The following is a 12,486-nucleotide window of genomic DNA, read 5'->3' on the forward strand; positions in this document are numbered from 1 at the left end:
AGCAAGGATCACGGCAGTAGTAAGGCTTTTAAGTATAACAGCGAAAAGGATTCGAAGATCCACCATAGTACCGGTAATTCCCCCCGTAGAGACTTCATAAATACCCTTTACTTTATTAGCATTATTTAATAACATTACCTTAAAACACTCCTGAAGGCCAATCTGGTCTTTATTCCATGAGTTAAAAATTATTTCGGTTGCACTAAAAGAAGAAGTTATTAGAGGCGCCTGAGAGATCTTGAAATTTCCCTGATATTTTATCGATATTTCGTTAACTTTAGTTTTCATTGTGATCTTGATTTAAAGTGAATAATGGAAGAGGGCGCTACTTTCCACGGGAACGCCCTCTTATTTTTTACTCGGCTGGATTATTGCCATTTTTTACACCTAACAAAAGAATTTCGCTGGCTTCTACTTCAGTTACATAGCGTGTTGTACCTTCGTTATCCTCATAGCTTCGGGATTTCAATTTTCCACTCACGCCGATTTCTTTTCCTTTTGTAGCATATTTTTCGATGATTTCTGCAGTTCTTCCCCAGGCTACGATATTGTGCCATTGAGTGTCCTGCACCTTCTCCCCTTTTGAGTTTTTATAATACTCATTAGTGGCAAGTGAAAAATTAGCTACTTTCCTGCCGCTTTCAAGGTTGGTAACTGTTGGATCCTGACCGACATTTCCAATTAACTGTACGTGATTTCTAATAGTACTCATAATAAAAGTATTTAAGGTCTGGCTTAACGACAGACGAGGTTAATGAATGATTGTCCGAACCCTTCGAACATTTAAAACAGATTTACTTATTGTATCCTGAGCGTTTTCCTTTTTTTGTTTTTTAGTTGCGCTTCCTTTTTGGATGTTTTGATGTGATTTCATGATCTTCATTTTAGATTTACTTCCCGTAGTGCCTTCGCTGTTACCTTTTTTTGTTGCTGATACAGTTTTCAACATTTGAAATTGATTAGGACTTATAAAAAGGAGGTACGACTGGCTTATGCAGTCCGTCAACTTTCAAATGTTGGTATTTTGCTTACAAAAAAAGGAAAGGGACAGCGGAGGTACGGAAGTAGTTCTAAGACTTATTGAAATACCAAAACACAGGAAGCGGAACTAAAAGCAATTATGGAATTCCGATTCGGCGGACTCCATACCCAATTTTGGATTGGAATGCAGTGTCCCGTTTCCGGCGAAGCGGACCGGGTTAACGAAATGGAGAAGAAAAATTGGGGATGGGGTCCATGATATTCTAAGTGAAGCTCTTTGCCCGTAATGGAGCTTTTTCTGCGGAATGGAGTGGGAATGTGCTGAACGGGATCTAATAACTCAACTTTTTTCTTTTAACAGCGGTAAAAAACAAACTCAATCCCAAAGAAGAAATGTAGAATGCGGTTAGACCGGTTTCTTGTTTCTCCGGGAATGCAAAAATAGGATTAGAAATAGATCAGAAGCTTTGGATCTCATCCATACACTTAATGGAAGGCGGGCGATTTCCAAAATAAAATTTCTTAAATTGGGGTAGCTACTTTTTTATAATTTTCTCCAAACATCTAGGCTAAGAAGTGACTCTGCAATTCTGTTATCTATGACACAATTAAATCATTGGCTTCATCGAGTACTTTATTATCAAAATCTCTTAGATAAATCTGAGTGGTTTTTAGTGAATGGTGCCCTAATCCCTCACTAATTATTTCTGTAGATATTCCCATTTCTTTTGCAATTGTTGCCCAGGAATGTCTTATATAATAAGTGGTGATTTTTTCTTCAATTCCTGCATCCTCTGCGATTATCTTAAATAATTTATTACTTAACCTCCGGCTCGATTTGTATCGTGTGAAATTTTCTACAGAACCATCATATCCAATGGGAAATATAAACTCATCTCTAGTTTTACCTTTTATGTAGTATTTAAGTATTTCGAGAAATTCGTTTGTCATTTTAACTGATAAACGATCCCCTGTTTTACTTCTTCCATAGTATAGACGATTTTCAGCTATATCTTTGATTTTTAATTTCGCTAGATCTATGAAATTCATACCTCGACAATTAAACATACATAGAAGATAATTCCTGGAATGCCAGAGATTAGTTCCTTCTTCATATTGCAGGTTTCTTATTGCAATTATTTTCTCTTTAGATAAGGCTTTTTTCTTAGTACGTCTTGTTGTAGGAATTTTGTATGTACTGAAAGGGTGTTTAATAGGCTCATACCATTCCTCCTGAATAGCATAATTATAAATCGCTCTCACTGCTCTCAGATAAACACTTATACCATTAAGAGAAGTTCCTTTGGCCTTATGTTCTACCTCAAAATTTTTCAAAAAAGTTACTGTGATCTCATGGAATTTTACCGGTTTGCCATGGTTAAACTTCGTAATGGCCGCTACTCCTCCTCTATACCATTGTGCAGTTCCTGGCTTTTGCTCTTTCAGTTTTCTTTTTATCAGAACTTCGGACCACTCGTTTATCGTTACTTCATTGTCAAGATTTCTTCTTAATTCAGAATCAAGTTTCTTATCCCATTTCTCCTTAATACACTCAACCAATCGATCAACATCTATATCATTTATAGTTTTTCCTAGCTCAATTATTAAAGATTTAGCAGCATGTAATTTATTGTAGTTTGACTTGTTTATTGTATCACAGTCTAAATCTTTATTTGCAAAAACTGATTTTTTCAAAATCATATTGTTCTCATCCCATCCAACTCTTGAAGTTGAACAAGATAGACGAATAAGCCTTGCTTTTCTATGAAAAACTTTAACTGCCAAGGGATATAAACCATCTACTTTGCTTCTGGATCCTTTCCGGGTATCTAAAACTAATCTTGCTCGTGCCATAGCAATTTATTTATTATAAATCTAAGCAAAATTACGCACACTTTACGCACACTTTTTCTTCACACCAGATGACATTAAACGATTTCAAGTTTTATTAAATAATTGTAAATCAATTAAATACATTCTTTATTATAAAGAAATGAACTTAAAAAATGAGTCTTCTAAGCAGGCGGTCCCAGGTTCGAATCCTGGCGCGATCACCACGAAACCTCTGGAAATCCAGGGGTTTTGTTGTTTTTGGTAATTAATCATTTTAGGTTATAGAAAAAACGCGCACTTTCTAATTTTTGTGAAAAAATATCTTTTCGTATATGAATTCGGCTTTTTATCCCGTCTGGAAAATGGAAAGCAGAAATACATCCTGGTCAACTGGCAGCCTTATATGGAAAAATAATTGTTATGTGATCAAGACCTAAAAAAAACCTGCAATAGCTTTTAGAAAAAAGAATTTGGGGTACTCCTTCGGCTGCTGAGTCCCATTTTTTAATCAGCCAATGGCGCTAATAAATGTTAAAAATATAAAAAATGCGAAAAGCAAAACTTACATTTTAGATAATGTATTAATGACGTTTTATATAAAAACTGTGCAAGTTGCCGAGTGGTACTCCGCATGTTCCGATCAAAAGGAACAGTGCAGTACAATGATACACTGTAAGGCATTATAACTTTTTAATACAATCGGACATTCTATATTTGGTTTTTAGCCAATTTTTTTATCTGCCTGCAAAATCTAAATAGAATCAAAGTAACGCCAATTCAGAATAATGATGCAGAAGCTTAAATAATTTTGATTTGATTAACCCTCACGAAATGTAATCGGCTGTCGATTCATATTTTTCGAGTTATACCTTTCGTGAAATTCATTTTATACTGTACATAACATCGGAACAGCAAATCGGTTCCACAGGTAAGTAAAAACAACAAATATCACTAAATCGAATTGTAAGGTAAGATCATCTTCAAATATTGTCTGAGACTTCAGTTTTTAAACCTTCACCGCTCCCACTTTCCATATCTTTTCGCAGTAATCCTTTATAGACCTATCACTGGAAAATTTGCCCATATTTGCTACATTCAGAATAGACATTTGAGCCCATTTTTCAGGATCCTGCCATACTTTATAAACGTTTTCCATCTGGTCTACGTAAGACTGGTAATCTTCCAGTAACAGATAAGGATCCTGATTTAAAAGATTGTCATAAACAGACCGGAAAAGTTCTGGATCCCCTTTGGTAAGCTCGTCGGATATTAGAAAATCTATTACCCGTTTTAAATTCTCATTTTCAGAATATATTTTATAAGGATGGTAGCCCTGCTTCTTCTTATCTGCTACTTCTTCTGTCGTAAGGCCAAAAAGGAAAAAGTTCTCTTCCCCTACTTCTTCTCTTATCTCCACATTAGCCCCGTCTAATGTTCCAACGGTAAGTGCTCCGTTAAGGGCGAATTTCATATTTCCTGTTCCTGAAGCTTCTTTTCCTGCCATTGATATTTGTTCAGAAAGATCTGCTCCCGGATAAACGTGCTGGGCAAGTTTTACACTAAAATTTGGCAGGAAAATTACTTTTAAAGTTCCATTCACTTCAGGGTCATTATTAATAAGATCCCCCACCGAGGTGATAAGTTTTATTATACGTTTGGCCATAAAATAACCCGGGGCGGCTTTTCCTGCAAAAACAAAAGCTGTTGGTGGAACAGTGTTTTGTTTATCTTTTTTAATCTGCAGATATAAACTCAGGATATGAAGTACTTTAAGGTGCTGTCTTTTGTATTCATGTATTCTCTTAACCTGTATATCTAGTAACATTTCAGGTTTTATCTCAATTCCAGTAAGCTCTTTAATATGGGTGGCAAGGTTCTTTTTGTTCTCCAGTTTCACTTGCATCCATTTACTACGGAAATCCTTGTTAGCGGCAAAAGGTTCCAGGCCTTTTAATTTATCCAGCTGGGTAAGCCAGTCCTTTCCAATATTTTCTGATATTAATGCTGCAAGACGAGGATTACTTACGGCAAGAAATCTCCTGTGGGTTATTCCGTTAGTAACATTAGTAAATTTTTTGGGCCAGAGCTGTGCAAAATCCTTTAGTACCTGTTCCTGAAGCAGTCCTGAGTGCAATGCAGAAACACCGTTTACTTTATAACTTCCCACCGTCGCCAGATGCGCCATTCTAACGGTTGGTTCTCCCCTGTCATCAATGAGGAACATACGGGAAATTTGTTCTCCGCTAAAATCTTTTTCCCGAATTTCTGTAATAAACCTGCTGTTTATTTCGTATATAATCTCGAGATGTCTTGGCAGCAGGTTTCTTAAAAGATTAACCGGCCATTTTTCCAAAGCTTCAGGCAATAAGGTGTGGTTAGTATAGGCGAAAGTATTTTGAGTAACTTTCCAGGCATCTTCCCATCCCATTTGATGCACATCTACCAGCAGCCGCATAAGTTCTGCCACCGCAATGGACGGGTGGGTATCATTAAGCTGAATAGTGAATTTTTCATGTAAAGTTTCCAGTTTACGTCCCTGCAAAAGGTGCAACCTGATAATATCCTTAAGCGAACAACAAACAAAGAAATACTGCTGTTTCAGCCTTAATTCTTTTCCGGAAAGATTTTCATCATTGGGATAAAGAACTTTGGTAATATTTTCTGACCGCATCTTTTTCTCCACTGCACGATAATAGTCGCCCAGATTATAGGCTGCAAAATCAAAAGATTCTGTTGCCTCTGCTTTCCACAATCTCAGGATAATCGCATTGCTTTGATAACCCAGAATGGGCGTATCAAAAGCAGTACCTTTAATTTCAGTTCCCGGGATCCACTCTATGTGCAGCTTATTATCCTGATCCCTACTGTGCTCTGTATGACCACCAAATTTGACTTCAAAAGAGATCTCCGGCCGGATAACTTCCCACGGATTGCGGTTATGCAGCCATTTATCTGTAGATTCTATTTGCCATCCATCCTGGATTTCCTGCTTGAAAATTCCAAATTCATAGCGTATTCCGTAAGCGATGGAAGGGATTCCCAAAGTTGCAAGAGAATCCATGTAACAGCTTGCAAGCCTGCCCAGGCCACCATTTCCAAGACCCGGCTCCACCTCTTCATTAAGAATTTCGTCCAGGTTCAAATTAAGTTCTGCCAGTGCCTCCCGGGTTTCCTCCATAATTTCCAGGTTAAGCAGATTATTCCCCAAATGTGGACCGGGAAGATATTCTGCAGAAAGGTATGCTACCCCACGCGCATCTTCTTCTACATACTGTTCAAGGGATTTTACATATTTTCTAAAAACCCTGTCCCTAACAGTAAGGGCGAGGGAAGTGTAAAAATCATTTTTTGTAGCCACCACAGGAATTCGGCCTAAGCTGTAAAACAACTTTTCCAGAAAAGAAGTTTTTATGTCTTCCTTGCTGAGTCCGATATTTGCGACTCCCGGTTGGGTAAAATAATTTTCAGTTTTTTTTATTTTTGGAATTCATGTCATTAACTATTTTCAGGGAGATAGCTCTCCGTGACTGGGGGTTATTTTATTAAGAATCAAGAATTGATCTGATTTTCCTGCCGAGAATTTAATAAATTTCGTGGAAAGAATTGTTAAAAGGAAAAGATTATTTGCGATTAAAAGTAATGGCCTTCAGTTGAAGTTGTATTTTTAAAGCTGTCAAATTTTCAGATAAAGTCAGGCATCAAATTTGACAATTTTCGGCCTTCAGGATTGTTCAAAACCGAAAACTTTGAATTTTGGCCTTTATATTTTAACCGAAAGGAGCACTAAGATTTTGTAAAGAGCGAAAAGGCTTTTCTCTGCGAATATTTATTTGTAAACTTTGTGGTACTTTTTGTCAGCAAAAAGTCAGGCATCAAATTTGGCATTATCGATATAAATAAAAGGTTCAACCTTATTAAAGTTGAACCTTTTATCTTCAATTTTGCCAACAGATATTAAGCCGGAATTTCCATTGCTGCTTTTTCCCTTTTCCAATTGCGGTGCTGACTAATAGCATTTATAAATTTTTGCGGACTTTCATTTATGCATACCGCATCGTCATCTTTAAAATCTTTACCGTAAGTCGCGTCAAAAAGTTCTTCAGCTTCACCATCTAAGGCTATGGCTTTACAGTGCTTTAAAGCTTCATTTATAAACTTTTTGGCTTTTGCCTGCTTCATAAGTGTATCGATATTCTTTCTTCCGCCGGGAATGTAAAGAGCATCAAAAACAACACTTTCTGTGGTCATTAGTGCATGTGCCACCTTATGCGAATCTCCTTTATCACATTTTATAGTGCCTCCATGCACCCCAACAATCTGCACCATGGCTCCGGCATCTTCCAAAGGTTTTTTGATTTTGTTATAATCACTTTCCTTAAATCCATCTGCCGCCAATACTGCTATTTTCCTTGTCGCAATACCTTCTGAAGGTAGAAATTCCTGACTTAAAGCTTTGGATTTATCTAAATAATTCTTTTTAGCTCCAGGTTGGTGTTTCTCTACATCGGCATCGGCTCCTATTGCCTGATTTAACGGCTGATCTATTTCTGAAGGAATATCCAATCCCAGATTGATCGCAACCTTAGCAGCCAAAGTTTCATCTATTTGAGCAAGGATATAAAGCATACGTTGCTTAATATGGTCATAAGTACATTTCCCTAATTCAAAAGAATAAGCCTGTACCACATGTTCCTGCTCATGCTCTGTTAAACTGCGGTAAAATAAGGCTGGTTGGGAAAAGTGATCGTTAAAGCTTTCACTACGTTCCCTGATTTTTTTAGCATCTATGCGCTCTTCATAATGGCTGAATCCGCCTTCGGCTATTTTTGCCAGGTGAGGACAGCCACCACCAATCGAGTTAGGGAAATATGCTGTTTTTCCTTTATTCACCGTCATTCGCATATGTGCATCCCGCTGATTATTATGAATTTCGTTTACCGGACGGTTAATCGGGATTTCATTAAAATTGGGGCTGCCGAGTCTCGACAACTGCGTATCTGTATAAGAAAATAAGCGGCCTTGTAGCAATGGATCATTTGTGAAATCTATTCCTGGTACTACATGGCCTGGGTGAAATGCCACCTGCTCTGTTTCGGCGAAGAAATTATCGGGATTACGGTTAAGCGTCATTTTTCCAATGCGTTTTACCGGCACCATTTCTTCAGGAATTAACTTTGTAGGATCCAGAAGGTCAAAATCGAATTTATGCTCGTCTTCCTCTGGAACTATCTGGAACCCTAATTCCCATTCCGGATATTCCCCGGCGTCTATAGCATCCCAAAGATCCCTTCTGTGAAAATCTGCATCTGCACCATGGATTTTTACTGCTTCATCCCAGGTAACAGATTTTACTCCCAGTAAGGGTTTCCAATGAAATTTTACAAAATGGGCTTTCCCTTCAGCATTTACCAGTCTGAAAGTATGAATCCCAAAACCTTCCATCATTCTGAAACTACGCGGAATGGCGCGGTCACTCATTAACCAGATTTGATTGTGCATCGTTTCCGGAGTATGGGAAACAAAATCATAAAAAGTATCGTGAGCTGAAGCTGCCTGCGGAATTTCTCTGTCTGGCTCTGGTTTTACAGAATGTATTAAATCCGGAAACTTCATCGCGTCCTGGATAAAAAAGATGGGCATGTTGTTCCCTACCAGGTCGAAGATTCCTTCGTCTGTGTAGAATTTTGTAGCAAAACCCCGAACATCACGTGCCAGATCTGCCGATCCTTTGGAACCTGCCACTGTAGAAAATCGCACAAAAACTGGAGTTTTTCTTGATGTATCTGTAAAAATCCCAGCTTTAGTATACTTATCATGACTTTCATACAGCTCAAAATAACCATGCGCTCCACTACCGCGGGCGTGTACAATACGCTCTGGAATGCGTTCGTGGTCAAAATGGGTAATTTTTTCCCTGAGTATAAAATCTTCCAGAAGCGTCGCTCCCCGCTCTCCTGCTTTTAGGGAATTATTGGTATCATTGACTTTTAACCCCTGGTTAGTGGTCATCGTCTTCCCTTTAGGATTTGAAGTATTTTTTTTAAGTCTTCAATCTTTTTTGAAGGCTTTTTATCTTTTTCTTTCATAACTAAACTTGATTAGGTTTAGAAATGAAATTAAAATAATCTATAAGAATTTACTGCAAAGGAAGTGTTAAACAAAAAGGAGGGATTCATAAATTTGATGCCATGCTCTAGTAAAATTCCGGGTCAAATTTGGCAAATATCGACCTGGAGCAATCATGATTTTTATAAATGGGGATCACCACTTAAGGTCTTCAAGAAGTTATTATCCTGAAGAAGCAAAAGTACACATGGATTTTACTTAATTGAATTTGTATCGAATACCGCCATATCCATAAATATAGACATCTGCAAAATCCACTTCATACATTGGCTGCAATTCTACATGGAGAGAGAAATTTTTTAGGCTTTCGAATGGCGAAAAACTAACACCCAGCGGCACTACGAATCCGTTAAAAACATTTACCACTACTCCACCTCCAACATATGCATTGTATTTTTCGCGTCGTAAAAAATTATAATTCAGGACTGCTTCTGCTGTAAAATTTTGAAGGTCAGTTCCTGACAAAATACGTAACTCTGTCCACAGTTTTTCATTAAAGTCATACGCCACACCAACTTTTGAAATATTGGCATTTCCGAAATAGGAAACACTTACCTGGGCATTAGCTTTGCTGAAAGAAAAGACCAGCAAAAGCATAAAAATAATTTTTAATGTAATTTTTGACATACAGGAGGTTTTCATGGGTTTCAATTTTCGGCGAATATCGATATATTTTTAACTAGAAAACTAAAAAAAACAGATATTAAATTCGGCAATTATTAACCTTTTATAAGTGGCATCAAAAAAGTGAATAAAGTTTCCTGCTTCGCTATAATCTATTATAGCATCCGGGAATCTTTTTTTTTGGAGTAAATTCATTCTCTCTCATTTGTTTTTTAAAAGAACAAAAATTGCTCCCAGAACAGAAAATAATTTATAAATGTAGTTTATACAGTTAATATTTTTTATATTGGGATTTTCTTAACCTTTTTCACTTTGGAATCTATGTTTATAAGAAATAAGTACCCAAGACTACTTCTCTTTTCTACGCTTCTGTTTTTCTACGCCAAATTAGCAAATGCTCAGATTGAGCAGAACGATCAGGAAAATGTACGTGCTTACTTTATAGAAACTTTACAGCAAATAGCAGATCCCGTTTTAATTTCACTAAGCCGAAATGAACTTAGGCTGAAAATGCCCATAGAAATGGCTGCAAATCCTTATGGACGGCGAGAAGAAGTTTCACACCTGGAAGCTTTTGGCAGGACCCTTTCTGGTATTGCTCCCTGGCTGGAATTAGGACCCGATGATACCGAAGAAGGACAGTTACGGGAGAAATATATCCAGCTTTGCCTGGCAGGTATTAAAAATGCCACAGATCCTGAAGGGCCGGATTATCTGAATTTTGATAAGGATGATCAGGCGCTCGTAGATGCTGCTTTTTTTGCACAGGGATTGCTTAGAGCCCCCACCCAACTTTGGGAAAGATTGGATGCAAAAACTCAGCAAAATGTACTTCAATCTCTAAAAAATAGTCGGGTTATTTCTCCTCCTTATACTAACTGGCTCCTTTTTACCGGAATGGTCGAAGCTGCTATATTAAAATTTGAAGGTAAGGCAGACTTGGTTAGAATTGAATATGCTTTGCATAAGCATAACGAATGGTATTTAGGCGACGGAGTCTACGGTGACGGTCCCGAATTTCACTGGGATTATTACAATAGCTACGTGATCCAGCCTATGATGCTTGACATTCTAAATGTTCTGAAGGAAAAAGAAGAAGAAGAGCTTAAGGATTACAGGTATGATTCATTTATTGAAGAATATCCGGAAACTCTTAAAAAAGCACAGCGATATGCAGAAATTCAGGAGAATTTGATAGCGCCCGATGGTACTTACCCTCCTATTGGCCGCTCGCTGGCCTATAGATTTGGGGCATTTCAGTTGCTCTCTCAAATAGCACTTTTTCAGGAGTTACCAGAAGAAATAGCTCCGGCACAAGTACGTGGTGCTCTACATGCGGTAATTAACAAGCACATGGAGGCAGAAGATATGTTTGATCAGGAAGGCTGGTTAACATTAGGTTTTTATGGCCACCAGCCGGAAATTGCCGAACCTTATATCTCTACCGGAAGCCTCTATTTGTGTACTGAAGTTTTTCTTGCCCTGGGCCTGCCTCCGGAAGCACCTTTCTGGTCTGCCCCTGCCGAGGACTGGACCCAGAAGAAAATTTGGTCTAATTAATAAATCATTACTTATCTAAGGATGAACAAGATTCGGCCACAAAAAAACCTTTTCAGACACTTCAGAAGTTATTTTTTATTAGTTGGCTTCCTGCTACTTTTTTCCGGATGTGCATCTCTAAAAATTGAGGAAACCAAAATAGGATCTGGTTGGGCAAACAATTCTGTCAACACGGTTATTTTTAGGCAAAATGCGATAACGTCATTTCAGGATCATCAGTTTACCGCATATTATGATGAAAACAGCAATCTTATTCTGGCCAAACGTAATCCCGGAAGTGACGAATGGCTACTTCATAAAACTCATTACAAAGGAAACACAAAAGATGCGCACAACGCGATAAGCATTGCTGTAGACGGAAATGGATTTTTGCACGTGAGCTGGGATCATCACGATACGCCATTACGTTACGCCATTAGCAAAGAACCCCTGGGTTTGGAATTATCTGAAGAAATACAAATGACGGGAATTGCAGAAGAAAAGGTCTCTTATCCCCAATTCTACAATTTACCCGATGGAAATTTAATTTTTTTGTATCGGTCAGGTCAATCGGGACGGGGTTCATTAATTGCCAATTCTTATAATAAGGATACCAAAAGCTGGAAACAACTTCATGATAATCTTATAGATGGAGAAAATGAGCGTAACGCATACTGGCAGGCTTCTGTTGACAGCCAGGGAACAATTCACCTTTCCTGGGTATGGCGGGAAACCTGGGATGTCTCTACAAATCATGATATTTGTTACGCCCGCTCTACAGACGGGGGGTTCACCTGGGAGAAATCTTCAGGAGAAAAATATAATTTGCCAATCACAGCAAAAACTGCGGAATATGCATGGAAAGTTCCGCAGGGCAGCAGCCTCATCAACCAAACTTCAATGACTACAGATGCTTCAGGAAATCCTTATATAGCAAGTTACTGGAATGAAAATAACAGCACTCAGTTTCAAATTGTATATTTAAAGGATGATAATTGGCAAAAAGAGCATACCACCTTCAGAAAAACACTTTTTACTCTTGGGGGAGGTGGTACAAAAAGAATACCTGTTTCACGTCCGGAGATTTTAGTAAATTCCGAAGGTAATTTCACTACCGCGTATCTGCTTTTCAGGGACGAGGAAAGAGGAAACAAGGTTTCTTTGGCTTACAAAAAACTAAATGCCGATAATTGGCAAATTAAGGACCTCACTAAAAATGCTGTAGGAGAATGGGAACCGAATTTTGATAAAGAACTTTATAGGTTAAAAAATCAGCTTCATATTTTCGTACAAAAGGTTACGCAAATAGATGGAGAAGGAATTGCCAGCGAACCTGCAACTCCAGTGAGAATCCTTGAAATAAATAATTTACCGAATTAATTT

8 protein-coding genes are annotated in these 12,486 nt (G+C 38.0%); 2 read left to right on the top strand and 6 right to left on the bottom strand.

Features of this window, described 5'->3' with window-relative positions; genetic code table 11:
* From RM549_RS11760 to RM549_RS11785, 6 genes are all read right to left on the bottom strand, one after another.
* Positions 1 to 288, bottom strand: a 288-nt coding sequence (locus tag RM549_RS11760; protein ID WP_311685038.1) for a JAB domain-containing protein, incomplete at its 3' end; no start/stop codon positions are given.
* Positions 289 to 355: 67 nt separating this feature from the next.
* Positions 356 to 712 carry a single-stranded DNA-binding protein gene (locus RM549_RS11765; RefSeq protein WP_311685040.1) on the bottom strand — a complete coding sequence of 119 codons (357 nt, stop codon included), beginning with the start codon at positions 710 to 712 and terminating at the stop codon, positions 356 to 358.
* A gap of 866 nt (positions 713 to 1,578) precedes the next feature.
* The gene (locus RM549_RS11770) at positions 1,579 to 2,835 is read right to left on the bottom strand and encodes a tyrosine-type recombinase/integrase (protein WP_311685042.1); all 1,257 of its coding nucleotides are present in this window, start codon (positions 2,833 to 2,835) and stop codon (positions 1,579 to 1,581) included.
* A 985-nt stretch (positions 2,836 to 3,820) separates the two neighbouring features.
* Entirely contained in the window at positions 3,821 to 6,301 is a 2,481-nt protein-coding gene (locus tag RM549_RS11775) for a glycogen/starch/alpha-glucan phosphorylase (RefSeq protein WP_311685286.1), read from the bottom strand.
* A 467-nt stretch (positions 6,302 to 6,768) separates the two neighbouring features.
* The gene (locus RM549_RS11780; RefSeq protein WP_311685044.1) at positions 6,769 to 8,823 is read right to left on the bottom strand and encodes a catalase; all 2,055 of its coding nucleotides are present in this window, start codon (positions 8,821 to 8,823) and stop codon (positions 6,769 to 6,771) included.
* A gap of 315 nt (positions 8,824 to 9,138) precedes the next feature.
* Positions 9,139 to 9,567: a hypothetical protein gene (locus RM549_RS11785; protein WP_311685046.1), complete on the bottom strand. Its 429-nt coding sequence runs from the start codon at positions 9,565 to 9,567 to the stop codon at positions 9,139 to 9,141.
* 318 nt (positions 9,568 to 9,885) lie between these two features.
* Between RM549_RS11785 and RM549_RS11790 the strand changes: the two genes are divergently transcribed.
* On the top strand, positions 9,886 to 11,124 hold the full coding sequence (locus RM549_RS11790; protein WP_311685047.1) for a DUF2264 domain-containing protein: 1,239 nt from the start codon (positions 9,886 to 9,888) through the stop codon (positions 11,122 to 11,124).
* Between the two features lie 21 nt (positions 11,125 to 11,145).
* Entirely contained in the window at positions 11,146 to 12,483 is a 1,338-nt protein-coding gene (locus tag RM549_RS11795) for a BNR repeat-containing protein (RefSeq protein WP_311685048.1), read from the top strand.
* Positions 12,484 to 12,486: the final 3 nt, after the last annotated feature.

The organism is Autumnicola patrickiae (assembly GCF_031846525.1).
GTDB lineage: Bacteria > Bacteroidota > Bacteroidia > Flavobacteriales > Flavobacteriaceae > Autumnicola > Autumnicola patrickiae.

Coding starts and splice junctions, on each gene's coding strand:
- RM549_RS11770 (WP_311685042.1), bottom strand. CDS start 2,835: ATGGCACGAGCAAGATTAGTTTTAGATACCCGGAAAGGATCCAGAAGC.
- RM549_RS11785 (WP_311685046.1), bottom strand. CDS start 9,567: ATGTCAAAAATTACATTAAAAATTATTTTTATGCTTTTGCTGGTCTTT.
- RM549_RS11765 (WP_311685040.1), bottom strand. CDS start 712: ATGAGTACTATTAGAAATCACGTACAGTTAATTGGAAATGTCGGTCAG.
- RM549_RS11795 (WP_311685048.1), top strand. CDS start 11,146: ATGAACAAGATTCGGCCACAAAAAAACCTTTTCAGACACTTCAGAAGT.
- RM549_RS11790 (WP_311685047.1), top strand. CDS start 9,886: ATGTTTATAAGAAATAAGTACCCAAGACTACTTCTCTTTTCTACGCTT.
- RM549_RS11780 (WP_311685044.1), bottom strand. CDS start 8,823: ATGACCACTAACCAGGGGTTAAAAGTCAATGATACCAATAATTCCCTA.